The sequence below is a fragment of the Streptomyces sp. V4I8 genome, from assembly GCF_041261225.1.
GTDB lineage: Bacteria > Actinomycetota > Actinomycetes > Streptomycetales > Streptomycetaceae > Streptomyces.
Map to the genome: position 1 here is coordinate 7883118 of NZ_JBGCCN010000001.1, position 22031 is coordinate 7905148.

The 22031-nt window shown below is 70.7% G+C and carries 20 protein-coding genes and 1 pseudogene; 7 read left to right on the plus strand and 14 right to left on the minus strand.

Features of this window, described 5'->3' with window-relative positions:
- Window positions 1–85 precede the first annotated feature (85 nt).
- From ABIE67_RS35805 to ABIE67_RS35815, 3 genes are read left to right on the plus strand one after another with little or no spacing between them, the layout of a single operon-like run.
- A complete protein-coding gene (locus ABIE67_RS35805) occupies window positions 86–913 on the plus strand; it encodes a glycosyltransferase family 2 protein (RefSeq protein WP_370265689.1) in 828 nt (275 codons plus the stop codon).
- Window positions 910–1521, plus strand: coding sequence for a DUF2064 domain-containing protein (locus ABIE67_RS35810; RefSeq protein WP_370265690.1), 612 nt, complete (start codon window positions 910–912; stop codon window positions 1519–1521). Before ABIE67_RS35805 ends, ABIE67_RS35810 begins: the two co-directional genes overlap by 4 nt.
- Window positions 1518–2309, plus strand: coding sequence for a class I SAM-dependent methyltransferase (locus ABIE67_RS35815; RefSeq protein WP_370265691.1), 792 nt, complete (start codon window positions 1518–1520; stop codon window positions 2307–2309). The genes ABIE67_RS35810 and ABIE67_RS35815 overlap by 4 nt, the downstream gene beginning before the upstream one ends.
- Here ABIE67_RS35815 and ABIE67_RS35820 read toward each other — a convergent pair.
- A complete protein-coding gene (locus ABIE67_RS35820; protein ID WP_370265692.1) occupies window positions 2267–4315 on the minus strand; it encodes an ArnT family glycosyltransferase in 2049 nt (682 codons plus the stop codon). The genes ABIE67_RS35815 and ABIE67_RS35820 overlap by 43 nt on opposite strands.
- 221 nt (window positions 4316–4536) lie before the next feature.
- Here ABIE67_RS35820 and ABIE67_RS35825 point away from each other — a divergent pair, with 221 nt between their 5' ends.
- Genes ABIE67_RS35825 through ABIE67_RS35835 form a run of 3 tightly spaced genes read left to right on the plus strand, consistent with a single transcriptional unit; the run spans window position 4537 to window position 7027 of the window.
- Window positions 4537–5679, plus strand: a complete 1143-nt coding sequence (locus tag ABIE67_RS35825) for an ABC transporter ATP-binding protein (RefSeq protein WP_370265693.1) — start codon at window positions 4537–4539, stop codon at window positions 5677–5679.
- Complete coding sequence (locus tag ABIE67_RS35830) at window positions 5676–6362, plus strand: ABC transporter permease (RefSeq protein WP_370265694.1); 687 nt, start codon at window positions 5676–5678, stop codon at window positions 6360–6362. Before ABIE67_RS35825 ends, ABIE67_RS35830 begins: the two co-directional genes overlap by 4 nt.
- Window positions 6359–7027 carry an ABC transporter permease gene (locus tag ABIE67_RS35835; protein WP_370265695.1) on the plus strand — a complete coding sequence of 223 codons (669 nt, stop codon included), beginning with the start codon at window positions 6359–6361 and terminating at the stop codon, window positions 7025–7027. Before ABIE67_RS35830 ends, ABIE67_RS35835 begins: the two co-directional genes overlap by 4 nt.
- 90 nt (window positions 7028–7117) lie before the next feature.
- Here the strand turns inward: ABIE67_RS35835 and ABIE67_RS35840 are convergent, their stop codons facing one another.
- The 5 genes and pseudogenes from ABIE67_RS35840 to ABIE67_RS35860 all read right to left on the minus strand — a co-directional run bounded on the left by ABIE67_RS35840 (window position 7118) and on the right by ABIE67_RS35860 (window position 12227).
- Complete coding sequence (locus ABIE67_RS35840) at window positions 7118–7522, minus strand: RidA family protein (RefSeq protein ID WP_370265696.1); 405 nt, start codon at window positions 7520–7522, stop codon at window positions 7118–7120.
- Between the two features lie 46 nt (window positions 7523–7568).
- A complete protein-coding gene (locus ABIE67_RS35845; RefSeq protein ID WP_370265697.1) occupies window positions 7569–8171 on the minus strand; it encodes an ATP/GTP-binding protein in 603 nt (200 codons plus the stop codon).
- A pseudogene (locus ABIE67_RS35850) lies at window positions 8158–8635 on the minus strand (DUF742 domain-containing protein). The gene ABIE67_RS35845 and the pseudogene ABIE67_RS35850 overlap by 14 nt, the downstream one beginning before the upstream one ends.
- A 527-nt stretch (window positions 8636–9162) precedes the next feature.
- On the minus strand, window positions 9163–9642 hold the full coding sequence (locus ABIE67_RS35855) for a roadblock/LC7 domain-containing protein (RefSeq protein WP_370265698.1): 480 nt from the start codon (window positions 9640–9642) through the stop codon (window positions 9163–9165).
- Entirely contained in the window at window positions 9639–12227 is a 2589-nt protein-coding gene (locus ABIE67_RS35860) for an ATP-binding protein (RefSeq protein WP_370265699.1), read from the minus strand. Before ABIE67_RS35860 ends, ABIE67_RS35855 begins: the two co-directional genes overlap by 4 nt.
- A 307-nt stretch (window positions 12228–12534) precedes the next feature.
- Between ABIE67_RS35860 and ABIE67_RS35865 the strand changes: the two genes are divergently transcribed.
- On the plus strand, window positions 12535–13491 hold the full coding sequence (locus ABIE67_RS35865; RefSeq protein ID WP_370265700.1) for an ABC transporter substrate-binding protein: 957 nt from the start codon (window positions 12535–12537) through the stop codon (window positions 13489–13491).
- 70 nt (window positions 13492–13561) lie between these two features.
- Here the strand turns inward: ABIE67_RS35865 and ABIE67_RS35870 are convergent, their stop codons facing one another.
- The 8 genes from ABIE67_RS35870 to ABIE67_RS35905 form a co-directional block, all read right to left on the minus strand.
- Window positions 13562–14941: a glycoside hydrolase family 43 protein gene (locus ABIE67_RS35870; protein WP_370265701.1), complete on the minus strand. Its 1380-nt coding sequence runs from the start codon at window positions 14939–14941 to the stop codon at window positions 13562–13564.
- 197 nt (window positions 14942–15138) lie between these two features.
- Window positions 15139–15726, minus strand: a complete 588-nt coding sequence (locus tag ABIE67_RS35875) for an ATP/GTP-binding protein (protein ID WP_370265702.1) — start codon at window positions 15724–15726, stop codon at window positions 15139–15141.
- Complete coding sequence (locus tag ABIE67_RS35880) at window positions 15713–16093, minus strand: DUF742 domain-containing protein (RefSeq protein ID WP_370265703.1); 381 nt, start codon at window positions 16091–16093, stop codon at window positions 15713–15715. The genes ABIE67_RS35875 and ABIE67_RS35880 overlap by 14 nt, the downstream gene beginning before the upstream one ends.
- The gene (locus tag ABIE67_RS35885; protein ID WP_147997842.1) at window positions 16074–16493 is read right to left on the minus strand and encodes a roadblock/LC7 domain-containing protein; all 420 of its coding nucleotides are present in this window, start codon (window positions 16491–16493) and stop codon (window positions 16074–16076) included. The genes ABIE67_RS35880 and ABIE67_RS35885 overlap by 20 nt, the downstream gene beginning before the upstream one ends.
- Window positions 16494–16504: 11 nt before the next feature.
- On the minus strand, window positions 16505–18916 hold the full coding sequence (locus ABIE67_RS35890) for a nitrate- and nitrite sensing domain-containing protein (protein WP_370265704.1): 2412 nt from the start codon (window positions 18914–18916) through the stop codon (window positions 16505–16507).
- A 168-nt stretch (window positions 18917–19084) separates the two neighbouring features.
- Window positions 19085–20080, minus strand: a complete 996-nt coding sequence (locus ABIE67_RS35895; protein WP_370265705.1) for a substrate-binding domain-containing protein — start codon at window positions 20078–20080, stop codon at window positions 19085–19087.
- A gap of 644 nt (window positions 20081–20724) precedes the next feature.
- Window positions 20725–21147, minus strand: coding sequence for a DUF6114 domain-containing protein (locus ABIE67_RS35900; protein WP_370269278.1), 423 nt, complete (start codon window positions 21145–21147; stop codon window positions 20725–20727).
- A complete protein-coding gene (locus ABIE67_RS35905; protein ID WP_370265706.1) occupies window positions 21147–21857 on the minus strand; it encodes a DUF6230 family protein in 711 nt (236 codons plus the stop codon). The genes ABIE67_RS35900 and ABIE67_RS35905 overlap by 1 nt, the downstream gene beginning before the upstream one ends.
- Between the last annotated feature and the right edge of the window lie 174 nt (window positions 21858–22031).

Sequence of the window (22031 nt, forward strand, 5' to 3'; positions counted from 1 at the left end):
CGCGAGCGCCCGTGCCGCCGCCTACGCCCGACGTCCCGGTTTCGTAAGGAGCCGCAGTCCGTTATGCCCTTTTCGTGCTCGTAGGGTGAAAACCGTGACGACCTCATCCGCAACAGCGAGTGAACAGGGCGCGGCCTCCGTCGACGTCGTGCTTCCCTGTCTCGACGAGGCCGGGGCGCTGCCCTGGGTCCTGGAGCGCGTACCGCCCGGCTGGCGGGCCCTCGTCGTGGACAACGGCTCGACGGACGACTCGGCCCGCCTCGCCCGCGAACTCGGCGCGACCGTCGTGCACGAGACGCGGCGCGGCTTCGGCGCCGCCTGCCACGCGGGGCTGACCGCCGCCACGGCCGACATCGTGTGCTTCTGCGACTGCGACGCCTCCCTCGACCCGGGCGACCTCGTGCCCTTCGTACGCCGGATCGCGGCCGCCGAGGCCGACCTGGTCCTGGGCCGGCGCCGCCCCCGGACCCGCGGCACCTGGCCCCTGCACGCCCGCGCCGGCAACCTCGCCCTCGCCCGCCTCCTCCACCGCCGCACCGGTCTGCGCCTGCACGACCTGGGTCCCCTGCGCGCCGCCCGCCGCGAGCCCCTGCTCGCCCTCGGCCTGACCGACCGGCGCAGCGGCTACCCCCTCCAGATGGTCGTCCGCGCCGCCGACGCGGGCTGGCGGATCGCTGAGTACGACGTCCCGTATCTGCCGCGTACCGGCGCGTCGAAGGTGACGGGGACCTGGCGGGGGACGTGGCAGGCGGTGCGGGACATGAGGCGGGTGCTGGGAGAGCCCGAGCGCGAACCCGAACCAGAGCGCGAACCAGAGCGCGAACCCGAGCCCGAGCCCGAGTGCGAGTCCGGGTCCGTCGGCCGGTCCCGAGTCCGACCCGATGCCGCCCCCTCGAAAGGAACCCGCCCGTGACCACGCTCCTCGTCATCGCCAAGGAGCCCCGCCCGGGACGGGTGAAGACCAGGCTGACGCCGCCCTTCACGCCGGAGGAGGCCGCCGCACTCGCGGAGGCGTCCCTCGCGGACACGATGGACGCCGTGGCGCGGACGCCCGCGCGGCGCCGTGTGCTGGTGCTGGACGGGGTGCCGGGCCCTTGGCTGCCGCCAGGCTTCGAGGTCGTACCGCAGTGCGCGGGCGGGCTCGACGAACGGCTGGCCCATGCCTTCGCGGGCTGCGACGGACCGGCCCTGCTCATCGGCATGGACACCCCTCAGGTGACGCCGGAGCTGCTGACGGTGGACTGGTCCGGCTGCGACGCGTACTTCGGCCCGGCCGAGGACGGGGGCTTCTGGGCGCTGGGTATGGCCGAACCGGACCCGTCGCGGCTGCGGGGCGTCCCGATGTCGACGCCGGGGACCGGCGCCGTGCAGCGGACCCGGCTCGCGGATCTGCGGGTGCGGGACCTGCCGCGCCTGCGGGACGTCGACACGGCGTACGACGCCGGCCTGGTCGCCAAGGCGGCACCGGGCGGGCGTTTCGCGAAGGCGCTGGCGCGGCTGACGCCGGTGGCGCACCGGTGAGCGGCGTGCGGGACGTGGTGTCGGCGCACATCTCCCCGACCACCCCACGGTCGCCCCACGGGACCGGCGTCGAGATCCGACCGCCGCGGTCTCCGGCCGACGACCGCCCCTGGTCCGCCGACCCCTACTCCCACGCCCTCCGCACCGGCCAGGGCCCCCTCTTCCTCCGCCGCGCCGACGGCTGGCTGCTCCCGCTCGACGTGGAGCGCTGGTGCGCGGACGCGGACGCGGCGGATCGGGAGGTGCTGCGGCGCTGTGAGGGTGCGGTGCTGGATGTGGGGTGCGGGCCCGGGAGGCTGGTGGCGGCGTTGGGCCGGCAGGGGCGACGTGTGCTCGGCATCGACGTCAGCGAAGCCGCCGTGGCGCGCACGCTGCGCCTCGGCGGCCCGGCCCTGCACCGCTCCGTCTTCGACCCGCTCCCCGGCGAGGGCCGCTGGGGCACCGCCCTGCTGGTCGACGGCAACCTCGGCATCGGCGGCGACCCGGCGTCCCTGCTCGACCGGATGGCCCAACTCCTCGCCCCCGGCGGCCTGTTGATCGCCGAGACCGTGCCGGACCTGGACCTCGATGAACGGGTCCAGGTGCACGTCACCGATGCCCGAGGTGCGACGACCGGCCCGCCCTTCCCCTGGGCCCGGCTCGGCACACCGGCCCTGCTGCGGCACGCGGAGCGCGCGGGCTGGTGTGCCGTCGACCGGTGGACGGCGGGCGGCCGTTCCTTCGTCGCCCTGCGCGGCCGTGGGCGTCAGCCGACGTCGGAGGCGTCCAGGCGGTACAGCCCGCTGTAGTCCGACACCGCCGTACCGTTCGCCTTCACCCACGCGGAGATCTCCGAGCTGCCACTGCCACTGCCACTGCTGCCGCTGCCCTGACCGCTGTCGCTGATCACGATGTAGTGCAACTTGCCCGCCTTCACCAGGCTCTTGAGCTTGGCCAGGGTCATCGCCTCGTCGGTGCCGGACCAGCCGCCCATGGAGATCACGGGCTCACCGGACTCCAGGATGATGGAGGAGACCGTCTGGTCGGTGGCCACCGCGACCAGCCAGGTGGCGCCGTCCTGGTTCTTCTTCAGGTACGTGATCATCTCGGAGGAGACCTGGGTGCCGCCGCCCGCCTGGCCAGCGCCACCGGTCCGGCCACCGCTGCTCGACTGGTCGCTGCTCGTCTGGTCGCTGCTCGACTGACCGGTGCTCGTCTGACCACCACTGCTCGGCGCGTTTCCGCTCGGTGCGTTACCGCTGGGCCGCTCACCGCCACCCATGCCGCCGCCACCGCCCATGCCGCCCATACCGCCACCGGTGTTCGGCCCGGCCGTCGGATTGGTGCCGTTGGTGCTCGCGGTCGTCGCCGCCGACGCCGAGTACGCGGCGGGTCCGGCCAGCAGCGCCACGACCGCCAGCAGTGCCGCGACCCCGATCAGCCGCCGCCGCTTCAGGAACCGCCCGGCGAGCAGCCCGAGCACGGCGACCGCACTCGCGGCCCCGGCCACGACCTCGGCGACGGTGTAGAGCGTCCCCGAGCCGGAGACCCGCTCCAGCAGCACGACCGCCCACACCGCGCTCGCCGCCACCGCGGCCGGCAGCACCCAGCCCCACTTCGCCGCCGAACCCTCGACGAACGCCCGGTAGAGCATCACGGCACCGATACCGGCCAGGGCCGCGACCCCCGGCGCCATGGCGGTGACGTAGTACGGGTGGAAGGTGCCTTCGGCAAGGGCGAAGGTCAGGTAGTGCAGGACGAACCAGCCGCCCCACAGCACGAGTGCCGCCCGCTTGACGTCGGTGCGCGGGGCCCGTCCGCGCAGCACCAGACCGCCGGTCAGGGCGACGACGGCGAACGGGATCAGCCAGGAGATCTGGCCGCCCATGATCTCGTTGAACATCCGGTACAGCCCGGCCTCGCCGCCGAAGCTCGCGCCGTTTCCCTGCGAGCCGACCGACGAACTCGCGCCGAAGACACGGCCGAAGCCGTTGTAGCCGATGACCAGGTCCCAGACCGTGTTGTCGGTGGAACCCCCGATGTACGGCCGGGCGGAGGCGGGGATCAGATCGACGACGGCCATCCACCAGGCGCTGCTCACCACCAACGCGACCGTGCCGACGGCGAGATTGCGGATCCGCCGGCCCAGGGAGGCGTCGGCGGCCCACAGGTACACCAGGAAGAACGCGGGCAGGACGACGTACGCCTGCATCATCTTGGTGTTGAACGCGAAGCCGATCGCCACGCCCGACCACACCAGCGGCATCAGCCGCCCGGTGCGCACGGCCTTCATCAGCGCGGCGGCGCCGAGCAGCATCAGGAAGACCAGAATCGGGTCGGGGTTGGTGTCGCGGTTGATGGCGACGCTGATCGGCGTGAGGGTGAGGGCCGGGGCGGCGATCGTCGCCGCGACCACCCCGAAGTCCCGCTTGACCATCCGGTACAGCAGCGCCACCGAGCCGACGCCCACCGCGACCATCGGCAGCATCAGCTGCCAGGTGCCGTAGCCGAACGCGCGGGCCGACAGGCCCATCACCCACAGCGCGAACGGCGGTTTGTCGACCGTGATGAAGCTTCCGGCGTCCAGCGCGCCGAAGAAGAACGCCTTCCAGCTCCGGGTGCCGCTGTAGACGGCCGCGTTGTAGAAGGAGTTTCCGGTGACGGAGGACAGGTTCCACGCGTACAGGGCCGTGGCCAGGAGCAGGACCGCCCAGAACGCGGGGCGGGCCCAACCGGGTTCCTGCGGGGGACCGGTGAACAGCCGGCGGGGACCGGTGTTCCGGACGGATGCGGAGGGCGGGGCGAGAGTCGTCATGGCAGCGACCATCGGGGCCGCTTCTGTGGGATCCCTGAGCCCGTGCTGAGGGAAGAGTGAGAATCAGCGAACTCACAGGTCGGTCACAGCGGGCGGGGCCGGGCCGGGTCGCAAACCCGCAACACAAACCCGCAACAGAACACGTCTAGACTCACTCAACGGCCCGACGCCCGTGGTCAAAAGCGGGTGAAATCTGCCAGACCCGAAGGGTATTCGGCGCTTTGATACGGATAGATTCAGTCACCAAGCGGTACCCGGACGGCACGGTGGCGGTCGACCGGCTGTCGCTGGAGATACCCGACCGCTCGATCACCGTTCTCGTGGGGCCGTCGGGCTGCGGGAAGACGACCACCCTGCGCATGATCAACCGGATGGTCGAGCCCAGCGAGGGCACCATCCTGATCGACGGCGTGGACAGCAGGCAGCAGCCGGTCAACACCCTGCGCCGGTCCATGGGATACGTCATCCAGAACGCCGGTCTCTTCCAGCACCGCACGATCCTTGACAACATCGCCACCGTGCCCCGCATGCTCGGCTGGGGCAAGGAGAAGTCCCGGGCGCGGGCGCGGGAGCTGATGGAGCGGGTGGGGCTCGACGGGGCGCTCGCCAAGCGGTACCCGTACCAGCTCTCCGGCGGCCAGCAGCAGCGCGTCGGCGTGGCCCGGGCGCTCGCGGCGGATCCGCCGGTGCTGCTGATGGACGAGCCGTTCTCGGCCGTCGACCCCGTGGTGCGCAAGGGCTTGCAGGACGAACTCCTGCGCATTCAGGAGGAGTTGGGCAAGACCATCGTCTTCGTCACCCATGACATCGACGAGGCCGTCAAGCTCGGCACGATGGTCGCCGTGATGCGTACCGGCGGCCAGCTCGCCCAGTTCGCCCCGCCCGCGGAGCTGCTGTCCCACCCCGCCGACGCGTTCGTGGAGGACTTCCTCGGCGCCGACCGCGGTATCCGGCGGCTGTCTTTCTTCCCGTCGGCGGGCCTGGAGTTGCTGACCGCCCCGATCGTCTCCGTGGACGCCACCGCCGAGCAGATCACCGCCGCCGGCACGGCCGGCACCCCGTACCTCCTCGTCACCGATACCGACGGCAAGCCCCTCGGCTGGAGCGAGCCGCAGGAGCTCACCGCCGGGGAGATCGAGGCCGACCGACTGCTGTCGTACGGGCGCCCGTTCGTGACCGGAACCGACTCGCTGCGGGCCGCCCTCGACTGTGCCGTGCTCTCGCCCACCGGATGGGCCGTCGCCGTGGACGCGGGGGGCCGTGCCGCCGGAGTCGTCTCGCAGCAGGTCATCGGCGAGGCCATTCGGGGTGCGCACGCGGAGCGCGGTGCGGACGGCGGCAAGGTTCAGAAGGTCGCGCCATGAGCGAACTCTTCGATCTGCCCAGCGACCTCCAGAACACCTACTTCGGACTGGTCGCGCTGCACCTGCGCGAGGCACTGATTCCGGTGCTCGCCGGACTGCTCGTGGCCCTGCCCGTCGCCCAGCTGTGCGTCCGGGTGCGCTGGCTGTACGCACCCGTTCTGTGGGTGACGACCGTGCTGTACGCGATTCCCTCGCTCGCCTTCTTCGTCATCCTCATCGACTACACCGGCCTGAGCGAGCTCACGGTGATGATCCCGCTGGCCGTCTACAGTCTGGTGGTGCTGGTCCCGGCGATCGTGGACGGTGTGCGGTCCGTGCCGCAGGAGACGCTGGCCGCGGCCACCGCCATGGGCTTCGGGCCCGTACGACGCTATCTCCAGGTGCAGTTGCCCATCGCCGCGCCCGCGATCCTCGCCGGACTGCGAGTGGCGTCGGTGTCGAGCATCTCCCTCGTCAGCGTCGGCATGCTGATCGGCAACGAAGGCGCCCTCGGCAACCTGCTCAACAGCGGCCTGATCTACAACCAGCCCCGCCTGATCTGGCTCTCCGTCGTGGGCACGGCAGTCCTCGCCCTGCTCGTCGACGCCGCGCTGATCGGCCTCCGTGTGCTGCTGACGCCCTGGATGCCGCGCGCCACCCGCAAGAACCCGCGCCCGCTCGCCGTGAAGGAGGCCGCCCGGTGAACGTACTGAACTTCATCAACTCCTTCTTCAGCGACAACGCCCACTGGCAGGGCTACGACGGCATCCCGACGCGGGTCGGAGAGCACATCGAGTACACGCTGCTGGCCCTCGGTATCGCCGCCGCGGTCGGCCTGCCGGTCGGTCTGCTCACGGGCCACACCGGGCGCGGCGGCAACGCGCTCGCCCTCATCGCCACCTCCGCCCGCGCGCTGCCCAGCTTCGGCCTGATGGTGCTGATGTTCATCCTGCTGGGCCTGGGGATTGCCCCCGTCATGATCCCCCTGGTCGTGCTCGCCATCCCGCCCATCCTCGTCACCACCTACGAGGCGATGCGCTCCGTCGACCCCGCCCCGGTGGACGCCGCCCGCGGCATGGGCATGGCCGAGACCGCGGTCCTCTTCCGCGTCGAACTCCCCGTCGCCCTCCCTCTGATCCTCAGCGGCCTGCGCTCGGCGGCCATCCAGATCGTCTCGACGGCCACCATCGCCGCGTACGTCAGCTTCGGCGGCCTCGGCCGCTACATCATCGACGGCCTCTACCAGCGGAACTACGAGAAGGTCGTCGGCGGCGCCACCCTGGTCGCCGCCATGGCACTGGCGACGCTCGGGCTGTTCTGGGCGGTGGGGCGGATCGCGGTGTCGCCGGGGGTACGCAGGCGAGTGTGACGCGCCGGGCCGCCCCCCCTGTGCGGGGCGGCGGCCCTGATCACCTCGCTACAGCTACAGCTACAGCTACAGCTACAGCTATGGCTGTGGCTACGGCCGTACGGCGATCGCGTCGACCTCGAACAGCATTCCTGGCAGCGCGAGCGAGGCGACGCCGCTCAGGGTCTGGGCGGGGAGCCGGTCGCCGAAGCGGGCGTGCAGCGCCCTGCCGAGGGCCTCCAGCTTCGCGGCGTCGTGGTCGACGATGAACGTGCCGAGGCGGACCACGTGCTCGTAGCCGAGGCCGACGCCCTCCAACGCCGACCGCAGGTGGTCGAAGGCCAGGTCGACCTGGGCGGCGAAGTCGCCGGGCACGGGCGCGCCAGTGGCGTCGGAGGCGTACTGGCCGCCGATGAAGACGAGTTCGCCGGGTGCCGAGACAGCGTGGCTGTAGCCGAACGGGGTCGGGTCGTGCAGGGCGGGCGGGTTGGTGATGGTGCGCTCGTCGAGGCTCATGGCAGGTGCCAACACCCTTGCTCGCGCGGGCATTCCGCGGTCGCCGTCATTCCTTTGTGCGGGCCAACGCCAGTTCCAGTACGACGAGCAGCGCGTCCCGCACCGAGCCGCGCTCGCGGGCGTCGAAGACGATGACCGGGACGCCGTCAGTGACGTCGAGGGCCCAGCGGATCTCCTCCAGGGTGTGCTCGACCTTGCCGTCGAAGGCGTTGGCGGCCACCGCGAAGGGGATGCCCCGGTGCTCGAAGTAGTCGACGGCGGCGTAGCAGTCGTCGAGCCGCCGGGTGTCGACGATGACGAGCCCGCCGACCGCGCCTTCGACGATGTCGTCCCACATGAACCCGAACCGCTCCTGCCCTGGCGTGCCGAACAGATACAGCTTCAGGGTGGGGTCGATGGTGAGGCAGCCGAAGTCCATGGCCACGGTGGTCGTGGTCTTGAGGGGGGTGTGCGTGAGGTCGTCCACGCCCGCCGCGACCTCCGTGATGGCGGCCTCGGTGGTCAGCGGTTCGATCTCGGAGATCGAGCCCACGGCGGTGGTCTTGCCCACGCCGAAGCCGCCCGCGATCACCATCTTGACCGGCAGCGGCGGTCGTACGGTGGCCGCCCGCGCGGCTGGCGCGCCGGTGGCCGGTTCAGTCGTCGTCACGGAGTGACCCCTCGTGAGTCTGGGATGGCGCGCAGGCCGGCGATCACCCTGCGCAGAACGGATGCGTCGTGGACGACGCCGGAGTCGGGCACGTGCACCGTCAGCTGCCCCGCGGCGCGCAGATCCTCCGCGAGGACGCGTACCACGTTGAGGTGCAGCCGCAGCCGGGCCGCGATCTCCGCGATGGACTGCGGCAACCGGCAGACGGCGACGATGTCGTGCTGCTCGAAGGCGAGTCGGTCGAGCGAGTCGATCCCCTCGGTGGTGGCCACCACCTGGGTCTCGACGGGCATCGCCCGCCCGTCGGCGTCGGCCACCACCCGCCCGGCGGTGAGCAGAAACGGCCGCACGGCGGAGGCAAAGCCCACCGGCTCCGCCGGCCCGCCGGCACCGGACCCGCCAGGACCGGACCCGTCAGGACTGGATCCGTCAGGTTGCGCCCCCTCGGACTCAGCCCCGTCCAGCTCCGGCCCGGTTGGTCCCGGTCCGTCGGTATCCGACGGGTCAGGACCCAATCCGTCAGGAGCAGGCCTATCCAGCTCCGGTCCGGCAGGGGTCGGACTGTCGGAGTGCGACCCGTCAGGACCGGACCCGTCAGCACCGGCCCCGTCAGGACCGGGCCCGTCAGGACTGGACCCGTCAGGACTGGACCCGTCAGGACTGGACCCGTCAGGACTGGACCCGTCAGGAACGGGCCCGTCAGGACTGGCCCCGTCAGGACCGGGCCCGTCAGGCTGCGCCCCCTCGGAGCCGGCCCCGTCGGGCTCCGGCCCGGTTGGTCCCGGTCCGTCGGCATCCGACCGGTCAGGACCCGATCCGTTAGGAGCAGGTCCGGCCGGCTCCGGCCCGGCCCCGGCCGGCTCCGGGCCGTCGGAAACCGGACCGGGAAGGTCCGGGCCGTCGGGGGCCGGTGGTGGGGTGCCGTCCGCCATGGGGTGTCCGTTCTCCTCGAGCGGGTGCCTCGGCTCTGCCCGGGGCTCTTCCGGCCCGGTCAGCGGGCCGACGCGGCGCCGACGCTGTTCTTCAGCTCCAGCACGAGCTGCGGGCTGAGCACGGAGCCGGCGCGGTTGGCGAACACGGTCATCTCGTAGGCGATGTTGCCCAGCTTGGCCTCCTTGTCGGTGACCACGCCGAGCACGGCGCCGCTGCCGATCGCGGAGACCAGGACGTGGCCGCCCTCCAGGTCGATGATGACCTTGTTGAGGCCGCCGAGGCCGTAGTTGCCGGAGGCGCCCGCGGCCAGGCTCGTGATGCCGGAGACGATCGCGGCGAGCCGTTCGGAGTCGGCGTGCTCACGCAGCTCCGACACCGCGATGAGCAGGCCGTCGGAGGAGACCGCGATGGCGTCGACGACGCCGGCCGTCTCCTTCGCGAAGCGATTCAGCAGCCAGGTGAAGTCGGCTGCGGCGGCCTGCAGTTCGGCCTGCGTGGGGCCTCCTACCGGGGTGCCACCTGTCGACGACGTGCTCACTGCTCCGCTCCTTCCGGGGGGTCGTTCCGGTCTTGCTCATGGGGGGTTGGGGTTGAGGTCGGCGTTCGGGTCGTGGCCGGCGCGGAGCGTTCTCCGGTGCTGCCGTGCCGGCTGTCGCGATGCGCGCGTTCCACGGCGGCCTCGAACTCGTCGAGCGAGGCCCGCACGGCCTCCGCGTCGAGCGTCCGCGCCTCCTGCCGCAGCGCCGCCTGCCGTTCGGAGGCCTCGGCGGTCGTCCGCAGGGTCGCGCCGCGGACGCGGCGACGGAGGGGGCGGGTCGCGGCGACGGCCGGTTCCGGCTGGTCGGCGCGGGCGTGGTCGACGGGTGTCGCGTCGCCGTCGCCGGTGCCCGACGGCGGTCCCTGCGGGGCCGATCCGCGGTGCGAGACCCGTCGGGGCAGCGGCCGCAGCCCGTCGCCACCCGTGTCGTCGGGTGCACCGCCGTCCCGCCGTACGGCATCCCCCGGCAGGGAGGCAGACGGCCGGGGCCCGGAGGCGAGGGCCGAAGGCTGGGTGGTGGCGGACGTTCCGGCGGCGGGCGTAGCAACCGCGGGCGTAGCAACGGCGGACGTAGTGGCGAGGCGCGTCGTGTCGGCGGAGACCGCCGCCAGGGCCGCCGTAGCCGTCGACCCCGTCGTGCTCCCCGTCACCAGCAGCGACGTCGGCACCGTCACCTCGGCCGTCACGCCACCACCCGGCGTCCGCGACAGCGTGACCGTGATCTCCCAGCGGCGCGCCAGGGTGCCGACCACGAACAGGCCGAGCACCTTCGTCGGTACGAGGTCGAGCCGTTCGCGGCGGATCAGGCGGGCGTTCTCCTCGTCGAGGCGCTCGGGGGTCATGCCCAGACCGTGGTCGGAGACGACGATCACCGCGTCGTTGCCGGACATCGCCACCGTCACCTCGACCGGGCTGCCCTCAGGCGAGAACGACACCGCGTTCTCGACGAGTTCGGCCACCATCAGCGTCAGGTCGCCGATGACCTCCGGCTCCACCATGGCCTCGGTCCGCGCGCGTAGCTCCACACGCTGGTAGCCCTCGATCTGGCCGAGCGCGGCGCGTACGACGTTGGTGAGCGCGCTGGGACCGGAGTCGAGGACGGTCTCGTGGATGCCGGCGAGCAGCATCAGGCTGTCGGCGTTGCGGCGCAGGCGGACCGCGATGTGGTCGATGGAGTAGAGCCGTTCCAGGAGCGCGGGATCCGTCTCGCCCCGCTCCACCGCGTCGATCAGGGACAGCTGGCGTGTGGTCAGGTTGCTGACCCTGCGGCCCACGTTGCCGAACATCTCGGCGACGTTGCGCCGGCTGAGCACCTGCCGCTCCAGCAGCGCGGCGGCCATCGTCTGCACCTGGTTGAACGTCTCGGCGAGTTCGCCGATCTCGTCGCGTGCCGTGACCGGCATCGCGGCCAGCAGGGGCGGGCCGTCGTCCTCGGCGTCGTCGTCGGCCACCCGGGCCAGCTCCCGCTCGGCGACCTCGGCGACCTGCCGCGCGGCACCCGTGAGGGCCTGCACCGGGCGGACCACCGAGCGGCGGACCAGCATGGCGAGGACCAGCCAGAGGGCGAAGCCGAACAGGGCGAGCCCCAGCAGCAGGAGCGCGCGCCACGCCGCCGTGTCCGAGGCGCTCTCGGCCTGGTCGGCGATCTGGCCGATGAGCGAGGTGGTGATCGCCAGCCGGGTCCTGGCCTGGTCGCGGTAGGCGCCGTAGGAATCGAGCGCCTCCGCGAGCGACTCGCGGATCTCGGCGGGCGAGTCGGCCTGCACCGCGCCCGGGTCGATCTGCAGCTCGGCGTACTGCCGGCTGATGGTGGTCTGTGACTGGGTGTACTTGATCCCGGCGAGCGTGTCGGCCTGTGCCTCGGTGGCGAACCGGGCGAAGCGCTCGGCCTGGTGGGTGTACTCGTCGTAGGCGCCGATCGCGGCGATGAACTCGATGAGCGCGTTGGAGTCACCGGTCGACGCGGAGAAGACGCCCGTCTCGAAGGCACTGTGGGCGGCGCCCGCGCGCAGCAGCGAGTCGAGCAGGCTGCCGGTGAAGGTGGTCGCGAGATCGGGGTTGCGGTCCAGGGCCAGGCCGTCGATCAGCCCCTGCGCGGCGTGCGTGTAGGCGGGGTCGATGTTGCTCGCGGGCAGATAGCCCCGCTCGACGGTGTCGCGCAGGCTGCTCAGGCCCTCGACCCCGCGCAGGGCCTGCGACTCGGTCTCCGGCAGCTGTTCCCCGAACGCTTCGCGCACCCGCTGGACCTGGAGGTTCACGCTGGACTGCGCCGTGCGGTAGGCGGCGGAGGAGGGCTCACTGCCCCTGGCGGCCTCGTGCCGCACGGAGAGCAGGATCGCCTGCTGGTGTTCGGCGGCCAGCCGGTCGACGAGGGTCGCGACCTCGACGCTCTCGCGGACCAGCCGGGCGGCGTCGGCGGCGTCGCGCGACTGCGCGGTCTGGCCGGCGATGAGATAGGCGAGGAGCGCCACGACCAAGGTCAGCGGCACACCGACCAGGAGGTTGAGCTTGCGGCGGAACGGCCAGCGGTCGGCGAAGCCATGTATACGACGCGGACGGGGCACGCCCACTTCACGAGTGGCCACCCTGCCTCCTTCGTGGGCGTCGCACGGCGCGCGAAGGTCGCACGTGACCGTTGTTGATCAAGTATGAAACGGCTTTCTGCGGGGGACGGTACCGCCCCTTGATCTCCGTGACCGGAACTGTACGTCAAGATTCCATTACGACCCCCTGCACCCCAACCGTCCCGCCTTCACATCAGAGCGCAACTGCCCGTTACCTTCCGATTTTTGAGGCCAATCGGTGACCTGACCGCTCTTGACTGACCGAGAACGCGCTGGATTGGATCAGTGGAAGAGTTCTCCCAACCCCCCTGAATCCGGAACGGGAATCGTGACTTTCACCGCCACACGCAGCAGGTCCCTCAGGAACCATCCCGGCGCGGCCGCCGTCGCGCTCGCCGCCACGGCGGCGCTGCTGGCGGGATGTTCCTCCTCCGACGACAAGTCCGACCCCCTCGCCGAGGACAAGCCGAGCGGTGACACCGTCGTCGTCGGCTCGAACAACTTCGCCGAGAGCATCCTGCTCGCCGACATCTACGGCGAGGCCCTCAAGGCCAAGGGTGTCAAGGTCACTTACAAGCCCAACATCGGCAGCCGCGAGACGACCTACGGCCTGCTGAAGAACGGCTCCGTCACGGTCCTGCCGGAGTACAACGGCTCACTGCTCGCCTACCTCGACCCGAAGGCGGAGCAGAAGTCGGCCGACGCCGTGAACACCGCGGTGAAGGGCAAGCTGGACGCGAAGCTGACGCTGCTGGAGTCCTCGCCGGCCGAGGACAAGGACTCCGTCAGCGTCAACGCCGAGACGGCGAAGAAGTACAAGCTGACCGCCGACTCCAGCCTCGAGGACCTCAAGGACATCGCCCCGGAGCTGGTGATCGGCGGCTCGCCCGAGTTCCAGACCCGCCAGCAGGGCCTGAAGGGCCTGGAGTCGGAGTACGGCCTGGAGTTCAAGTCCTTCAAGGCGCTGGACGCGGGCGGGCCGCTGACCCAGGCGGCGCTGACGAAGAACACCGTGCAGGCCGCGGACATCTTCACCACGGACCCGACCATCACCAAGGAGGGCTTCGTCGTCCTGAAGGACCCGAAGAACCTCTTCGGCTTCGCCAACGTGACCCCGCTCGTCTACAAGAGCGGCCTCTCCCAGGAGGGCGTCGACGCGCTCAACGCGGTCTCGGCCAAGCTGGACACCAAGACACTGCTCGACCTGGACTCCCAGGTGCAGCTGGAGAACAAGGACCCGCTGGACGTGGCGAAGGCCTGGCTGAAGTCGGCCGGTCTGGCCTGACCTCCGGCGGACTCGGCAGGCTCTCGCGGGGTTGTGACGGTTACTCGTCACAACCCCGCTGTGCTGCCGCTCAGTAGCCGACGTGGAAGGTGGCGTCCTGGCGCTCGGTGGCCGTGGAGACCGGGTCGATGCGCAGGGCGTAGTCCGCGTGCCGGATGTAGCGGGTCGGGTTGTTGTACGAGCGGAACGACGACCAGGAGGAGTCGGCGAGCCCGGCCGTCCGGTAGAAGGTCGCGTCCCCGGCGTACGTCGACGTGCCGTCGTTCGTGTCGAGGCGCAGGGCGTAGTTGTAGTGCCGCAGATAGCGGCTCGGGTAGTTGACCGACTGGAAGGACACCCCGGAGGCGTCCGCGAGGCCCGGCACCAGCTTCCACTGGGAGTCCGGGAACGGGTCGAAGGGGTACGGGTCTATCCGGCCGGCGAAGCCGCTGTGCCGGACGTAACGCGCCGGGTAGTTGTACGACTTGAGCCGGTTCCAGGCCGGCGCGCCCCACTTGGCGATCAGGTTGTTGTACTCGGTCGACGTGATCGGGTGGATGCCGCAGTGCTTGGAGTTGAGCGGCTGGGTGTAGAGCTTCTGGTCCAGCGCCGTCCAGGTCCCGGAGGCCAGGTCGTTCGTCTGCCAGACGTAGAAGACGCCGTTGGGCGTGTACGTGTCGCCCCAGAGGTACCACGTGTTGCTGGTCAGGGACTTGACCACCGTGGGGGCCTCGGTGCCGCCGTGGTTCACCGCCGTGCTGAACGGGGTGAAGCTGCCGGGGTTCAGGCTCGTCGAGCGGGCTCCGACCAGGGTGCCCGCGCGCTTGAAGTAGAGGTAGTTGACGCCGTTCACCCCGACGGTGAGGTTTCCGTCGATGACGTCGTAGCCGGGGTCGAAGAAGACCTGCGGGTTCGTCGTCGTACGGAAGTCGGTCGTGTAGCTGACCATGATGACGTTGTGGCCGCTGCTGTTCACCGACGAGTAGAGGATGCCGTACTGGCCGCGTGCGGCGTCCCAGAACGCCTCCGGCGCCCAGCTGTGCGTGGTGGTCATGTCGTGCAGTTTCAGCAGCCGGTAGCCGGTGAAGGTGCGCAGGTCGGTGGAGTCCCAGACGTGGATGTTGACGCTGGTGCGGGTCCAGTCCGTGCCGCTCAGGTCGGTCGCCAGGACGGTGAACGTGCCGTCCTGCTTGCGCAGCAGGAACGGGTCGCGCAGACCGCGGGCACCGAGGGTGGGGGTGGCGACGGGGGCGTTCTGGTTGAGCGGCGTCCACCGCAGACCGTCGGTGCTGACGGCCAGATGGAGGTTGTAGTCCGCCTCCAGCATGGTGTTGGACTCGGTGAAGTAGACCATCGCGTACGCCGAGTCGGCGGCGTGGGCCGTTCCCGCGCCGAGGGTGAGGGCACCGGTCGCGGCCAACGGGACGGTGGCGGCCATGCCGAGGAAGTGTCTGCGGGAGGGGTGTGTCATGCGGCTCTCCAGGGGGGCGGAGGGAGGGGTGCCGGGGGGCTTGCCTTACGGCTCTCTGGTTGTCTCTGGTGGAGATCTGGTCGACATTTCGAACGAGGTTCGGTTAATCGACCAGAAAGTAGGAGAGAGTTGAGGGCGCGTCAATCACATGGTCATCCTTGGCGGATTTCCGCCACTCGGACGTGACCGCTCGCGGCTCAGCTCGCCTCGCGGGCGTCCGCGATCAACTGGTCGATCAGGGCGATCAGTACGTCACGGCTCGACTCGCGCTCGCGGGCGTCGCACAGCAGCACCCGTACGTGCTCCGGGAGGGCCAGGGACTCCCTGATCTCCTCGGCGGGGTAGGGGTGGGCGCCGTAGAAGCCGTTGACGCCGACGACGAAGGGGATGCCCCGGCGTTCGAAGAAGTCGATCGCCGCGAAGCTGGACTCCGGTCGGCGCACGTCGACCAGGACGACCGCTCCGAGGGCGCCGATCGACAGGTCGTTCCACATGAACCAGAACCGCTGCTGTCCGGGCGTACCGAACAGATACAGCACCAGCTCCTGGCTGATGGTGATCCGGCCGAAGTCCAGGGCCACGGTGGTGGCCCGCTTCTCCTCGATGCCGTTGAGGTCGTCGATGCCCAGCCCCGCGGCGGTGAGAGGCTCCTCGGTGCGCAGCGGGGCGATCTCGCTGACCGACCCGACCATGGTGGTCTTGCCGACGCCGAAACCGCCGGCGATGAGTATCTTGACCGTGTCGGGAGGCGCGACCGCCTCCACGGTGGGGTCAGAGCCGGCCAAGGCCGTCCCTCACTTTCTGCAGCAGGTCCAGGTCCGGGGTGCGGGGGGTGACGGGGTGCGGCGGGTGCAGGGTGATCAGACCCGCCTCCAGCAGATCGCAGAGCATGATGGCGACCACGCTCACCGGAAGGTCGAGATGGGCCGCCAGCTCCGCCACGGCGATCGGCCGGGCGCAGTACCGCAGGATCCGCGTCTGCTCCGGCTGCGGACGCGGCGCCCGCTCCGGCGGCGGATCCACCGCCGTCACCGTCGTGATCAGGGTGAAGTCGGTACGGCTTGGCCGGGTCCGGCCGCCGGTCAGGGTGAAGGGACGTACCAGCCGGCCCGCCGAATCGTCTGGGCCCACCTCACGCGCCCGGGCCGACATGGGCCCGCGGCGCCGCCGACAGATGCTCGCCGATCTTCTTCACCAGCATGTTCATCTGATACGCCACCACACCGACATCCGCGCCCTGGTTGGTGAGGACGACGAGATGGGCGCCCGGCCCGGCGGAGGTCAGGATCAGATAGCTGTTGGCCATCTCGATCAGCGCCTGCCGCACCGGCCCGCCTCTGAAGTCCATGCTGACGCCCTTGCTGAGGCTCATCAGCCCGGACGCGGTCGCCGCCAGCCGCTCGGCGTCGTCGCGCAGGAACCCGGTCGACTTGCTCACCACCAGACCGTCCTCGGAGAGCACGACGGCGTGGTTGACGTCGGCGACCCGCTCCACGAGTCCGGTGAGCAACTGATCGAGCTGGGTGTCCGTGGCGGGGGTGGGGCGTGTCATGGCGATGTCCTTCATGAACGGTCGGCGGGCGGAGTGGAGGACGTGAGGGAGGAGGCCGAACGGGCCGGGCCGGCCTTGGACGGCTCCTCCCCGGCACCGTTGTCACGCGCCCCCCGAGTGGCCGGGACCCGCTGGTCCTCGGCCTTGGGCGCGTGCGGTGCCTCATGGTCGCCGTCGTCACGGGCCTGGAGCGTCCCCCGCTGGAAGCAGGCGAGGGAAGCGGCGGCACGCTCGGCGGTGAAGTCGTCGGTGCACCCGTCCTCTTCGGCGGACGGGGTCTCCTCACGCAGCTCGGCGGCCAGGCTGGTCTGCGGCACACGCCGGGGCAGCGGGGAGAGGCCGTCGCGGCGGACGGCGGGAGCGGCGGTCCGCTCGGGCGCGGCGGCACGCTCGGACACGGTGCGGGCCGGGACGACCGGGCGGGACTCCCCTACCGGCTCCTCCGGCTCGGCGGCCCCGGCGTGCTCCACCTCGGCCCGGTCCGGGACGGGCACGTCCCGCACCACGACATCGTGCGGGATCAGCACGATCGCCGTGGTGCCGCCGTACGGCGACGAGCGCAGCGTGACCGCGATGCCGTGCCGCCGCGCGAGCCGGGCGATCACGAACATGCCGAGCCGCAGATCGTCGGCGAGCGCCACCACGTCGAACTGCGGGGGCTCGGCCAACTGGGCGTTGAACGAGGCGTAGTCCTCCTCGGACAGCCCGAGGCCACGGTCCTCGACCTCCACGGCCAGCCCCTTGGCCACCATCGCGGCCCGCACCCCGACCGGCGCGGGCGCGGGGGAGTACTGAGTGGCGTTCTCGATCAGCTCGGCCAGCAGATGGATGACGTCCGCCACCGCGGGCGGCGCGAGATGCACCTCCTCCTCGGTGTGCACCTCCACCCGCTGGTACTCGGCGACCTCGCCGACGGCACTGCGCAGGATGTCGATCAGCGCGACCGGCTCGCTCCAGCTGCGGCCGGGCCGCTCGCCGCTGATGATGACGAGGTTCTCCTCGTAGCGGCGCAACTGGCTGGCGGTGGAGTCCAGTTCGTACAGGCCCTTGAGGACCTCGGGGTCCTGGTGCGCGCGCTCCAGCGCGTCCAGCTTGGTCAGCTGGAGGTTCACCAGGTTCTGGCTCTGCCGGGCGATGCCCAGGATGACCTTCTGGAAGCCGCGCCGGGTGTCGGCGAGTTCCACGGCGGTGTGCACGGCGGTGCGCTGCGCGGTGTTGAACGCCTTGGCGACCTGGCCGAGTTCGTCATGACCGTAGTCCAGCGGCGGGGTCGCCAGCTCCACGTCGACCGTCTCGCCCCGCTCCAGTCGGGCCACCACGTCGGGCAGCCGCTCCTGGGCGAGGCTCAGCGTGGCCTCGCGCAGGCCGTGCAGGCGCCGGGACAGCGAGCGGGTGATCCGCCAGGACATCCAGACGCACAGCAGCAGCGCGACCAGTCCGCCCGCGCTCAGCGACGCGGCCTTGATCAGCAGGCCGCGCGCGTTGTCGCCACTGCGTTGCAGCAGGGCCGTCGTCTGCTGCCGGATCAGGACCTCGTACTCGTCGGAGACCTTGATCAGCGCGGCCCGCCACTCCTTCTGCGCGTCGGGAACGACGATGTCGCCCTCGGCGTGAGCCGCCGCCCGGGCCGCGAGCACCCGGTCCTCGACGGTCTCCAGGGTGCGCCACTGCGGGGTCGCCAGGATCCGCTCGGTCTCCGCCTTCGCGCTCCCGGTGAGCGAGGGAAGGATCTGGTCCTGGACGAGCCAGCGGCGCGTGTTCACCAGCTCGGCGTACTCGGTCCAGGTCTTCTCGTTCATCTTCTTCGACGGCGAGGCCAGCGTCAGGAGCGCGTCCTCCCGGGACATCAGTTCCGCCGCGTGCTCCAGTGAGACGAGCGGACCGGCCTGCGAGGTGAGGTCGCCGTCGTCGACCTGGGAGAGCTCCTGGAAGGCGTGGATCTGGTCGTCGATGATCGACGTGTACTGGCCCAGCGCCTGCACGGCGGGGATGTCGGTGGGGTTGTCCACCTGACCCCGGTAGTACTCCAGGCTGCTCACGGACGCGACGACCGAGTACAGCCGGTCCTTGATGCGCGAGGGCGCCTGCTGGATCTCCTCCGACCGGGCCAGGAGCTTGGCGACCGCCTTGTCGGTCCTGCTCCGCTGCGCGTCCAGCGCGGTGCGGGCCTCCTCCTGCCGCGAGGCCAGCCATACGGCCGAGTAGCTGCGCTCCTGCTGCAACGCGAGCGTGGCCTCGGTGCCCATGGCCCCGGTCGACTTGCTCAGCCCGGTCTGCGACCGCAGCCGCAGGCCCTCCGAGAACATCTGGATCGTCGTCACGCTCCAGACGGCGGCGAGCGTGACGCTGGGCACCAGCGCCAGGAGGATCAGGGAGAGACGGATGGAGCCGAGGCGGCGCCGGGGACCTGTCCGTGGAGACATTGTCGTCCTAGGGCGATCAGCGATGACGGAAGCGGAAGGGGGACGAGCGCCAAGGGTGGCGGCGTGTCCGGCACGTCACAGGGGATGCGCAGGATGCTATCCGTACATGTGACCGCACACGTCACGCGTGACCGATTCTTTGGCGACACCGTCGGCGGAACTGTCCGGTCAGCGGGTTCCGTTGGCGGCGAACTCCGCGACCGAGGCGACGTTCCTCCTGGTGACGAACGCCGGCCCGGTGAGGACGGGAGCCTCGCCACCGCCGAGGGTGTTGCCGTTGGTCCGGTAGAGCCAGAGCGAGTCCACCGCGAGGTAGCCCTGGAGATATGGCTGCTGGTCCACCGCGAACTGCACATCGCCGCCCTGCACCGCCTTGACCAGGTCCTGGTTGAGGTCGAAGGTCGCGACATGGGCCTTGCTGTCCGCCTCCTGTGCCGACTTCACCGCGGCGAGCGCGAACTGCGCGCCGTTGGTGACGACTTCGTCGATGCTCGGGTCCTGGGAGAGGCGCGTCGCGACGGCGTCGGTCACCGCGTCCATGTCGGTGCCGTCCACGTAGAGGTTGTCGGTGTCGCCGCGGAACGCCTTCTTCACACCCGCACAGCGGGCCTCCAGGGCGACGTTGCCGCGCTCGTGGATGACACACAGGGCGTGCTCGGCCTTGAGGTCGTCCAGCTTGTCGCCGACGGCGCGGCCCGCGACGCTCTCGTCCTGGCCGAAGTAGCCGAGGAGACCCGCGGACTGCCATTCGTCTATACCGGAGTTGAGGCCCACCACCGGTATGCCGGCAGCCCGCGCCTCGGCGACCGGACCGGCCATCGCCGTCGGCTTGGCCAGCGTCACCGCGATGCCGTCGACCTTCTGGCGGATCGCGTCCCGCATCAACTCGGCCTGGCCCGCGGGATCGGAGTCGTTCGCGTAGGTCAGATCGATGCTGTCCTTGGCGGCCGCCGCCTGGGCACCCTTCTGCACCAGCCCCCAGAAGGCGTCCCCCTCGCCTCCGTGGGCGATGAGGGCGACCTTCAGCCGTGGGGTGCCCGCCGTGTCCGCGCCCGACGCGTCGTCGGTCGCGTCGACGGCGGAGCAGCCGGCCAGCAGCAGACAGGCGGCGGCCGTGACGACCGCGACGCGAGTGAGAACGGAGGAGGGGGGTGGGGTCTTCATGAGGGTGCGGCACCTCGCTGTGCGGCCGAGCCGGAGGAACGAACGAGAGCGCGGCCGGAGTCGAACGGGGAGGGCCCCGACCTGGTGAACTCTCGCTGGGGCGGAGCCAATCGCGTGTGACCACGGGTAGTCAAGTGTGCTACCACACGGCGTGAGTCGTTGCTGCCACATCGTGATGAACCGCTGGCGGGAGGCCGGTCGGCCCACTGATTGCACTCGCAAACAGACTCGCCATCGCCTCAACTCGGCGAGGTCCAGACCGGTGAAGAACTCCCCGGCCTCCGACAGGGTGCGCGGCCGCATCGGCATCCCCCGGGCCGCGTACTCCCTCCGAGGATGTAGTCGTAGATCCGTGCGGAGTGCGCGGTCTCGGCATCAATCGAATCGTCAGACATGAGGCCTCCGGGACGCGGGGGGCGGGCCGGGCTCAGTCTGTCAACTTCTCGAATGAACTGGGAAGTTGGCCGCAGGCGTACGTACACATCACCTCCGGGCCCCTCGAAAGCCGACGGCCCCATGCCCACCCAGGGGCGCGGGGAACTGCGCGACCAGCCCCCACGCACCCGCACCCGCCGAACCTCACCGCCCCCCATGGCGCTCTCGCGCCACGGCCCGGCGGCCGACGGAAAGCCGAGGAACCCGGTTCAGGCGGGCTCCCCAGCCTGCGGAGCAACCACCGCGCTCTTCCGACGACGACGCCGCCGAGGCTCCTGGTCCGGAAGCCACCCAAACGCCAGACAGCTCCCCACGATCCCCAACAGCAGCCCCACAAAGAACCCGCCCAGATTCGACGTGAGCCAGGTCCCCAGCGCCACCAGAACCCCGGTGATCGAGTAGAAGAGCCGCTGCGCCGGATTGAACAGGATCAGCAGCCCGAGCAGCACCATCAGCGTCGGCAGCAGATACCCGGCCAGCCCCTGCATACCGGCATGCAGCATGACCTTCATGGACGCCTTCATGGTGAGCAGAACCTCCGCCCCGCCCAGCGCGAGCAACACCCCGCCCCAGAACGGCCGGTCGGCCCGCCAACGACGGAAGGCCGACCGGAAACCCGTACGCGAACCCATCAGCAACCCGTGCTACTGAAGCGGAGTTTCAGGCCCGGAAGCTTGAACACCCCCGCAGTCGTCGCATAGTTGGTCTGCCGCAGATTGGCGATGCGCACGGTGTCCGCCTGCTGGCTGAAGACACCGATCGGCCCCTTCACCCCGGCCTTGGTCAACGTACTCGCGTCGTTGCCGATCTCGATGTTGGTGAACGCCGCGTCACCCGACAGCTCGGTCGAGTCGGTGGTCAGATCGCTCGCGGACACCTTCTCCGCCCCACCGCCCGCCGTGATGAGCAGGTTCGTGCCACCGAGGTCGACGCTCTGGCACAGCTTCGTGAGTGTCGCGTTCTTGATCGCGGACGTGACGACCAGCACCTGCCCGTCGGTGTCCCCCGCGTTGGGGCTGCCCGGCGCCATCTCGTCGAGGCCGCCGAACTGCTCGAACCCGGTGCCGTTGAGCTCGGTCGCGGTGACGGTGAAGGGCATACCGGAGATGGCGAACTGCACGCCCAGCGCACCCTCGGCGGTGAGCACCGCGAGCGCGCCGGCGACCAGGGTGGCCGGTACCGCCATCACGGCGGCCCGGCGCGCGCGGACCCGCCCGCGTCTCGCGGGACCGTCGGGGGTTTCAAACGCTTCGGACGCTTCGGACGCTTCGGAAACGGAACCGCTTACCGGGTTCTCAGGGGTGTTGTCGGCGGACGAAGTGACGTCCGAGGACGAGGCCATAACTGCTCCCAGGTGCATTAAGTGCGGGTAGGGCATCAGCGGCACGTTGTCCTGGCGCGGACAGCGCCCACGGCGCACGCCCCTCGCAACTCCCGGCGGGTGCAAGGGCTTTCTCGTACTCCGCAGTAGCCTGCCGGGAAGTTACCGGTGGTTACACTCAAGGGTCAAGGCAGT

Excerpts from the sequence above, each read along its gene's own strand:
- ABIE67_RS35820 (WP_370265692.1), bottom strand. The coding sequence starts at position 4,315 with ATGACGACTCTCGCCCCGCCCTCCGCATCCGTCCGGAACACCGGTCCC.
- ABIE67_RS35830 (WP_370265694.1), top strand. The coding sequence starts at position 5,676 with ATGAGCGAACTCTTCGATCTGCCCAGCGACCTCCAGAACACCTACTTC.
- ABIE67_RS35840 (WP_370265696.1), bottom strand. The coding sequence starts at position 7,522 with ATGAGCCTCGACGAGCGCACCATCACCAACCCGCCCGCCCTGCACGAC.
- ABIE67_RS35870 (WP_370265701.1), bottom strand. The coding sequence starts at position 14,941 with ATGACACACCCCTCCCGCAGACACTTCCTCGGCATGGCCGCCACCGTC.
- ABIE67_RS35880 (WP_370265703.1), bottom strand. The coding sequence starts at position 16,093 with ATGTCGGCCCGGGCGCGTGAGGTGGGCCCAGACGATTCGGCGGGCCGG.
- ABIE67_RS35885 (WP_147997842.1), bottom strand. The coding sequence starts at position 16,493 with ATGACACGCCCCACCCCCGCCACGGACACCCAGCTCGATCAGTTGCTC.
- ABIE67_RS35890 (WP_370265704.1), bottom strand. The coding sequence starts at position 18,916 with ATGTCTCCACGGACAGGTCCCCGGCGCCGCCTCGGCTCCATCCGTCTC.
- ABIE67_RS35895 (WP_370265705.1), bottom strand. The coding sequence starts at position 20,080 with ATGAAGACCCCACCCCCCTCCTCCGTTCTCACTCGCGTCGCGGTCGTC.
- ABIE67_RS35900 (WP_370269278.1), bottom strand. The coding sequence starts at position 21,147 with ATGGGTTCGCGTACGGGTTTCCGGTCGGCCTTCCGTCGTTGGCGGGCC.
- ABIE67_RS35905 (WP_370265706.1), bottom strand. The coding sequence starts at position 21,857 with ATGGCCTCGTCCTCGGACGTCACTTCGTCCGCCGACAACACCCCTGAG.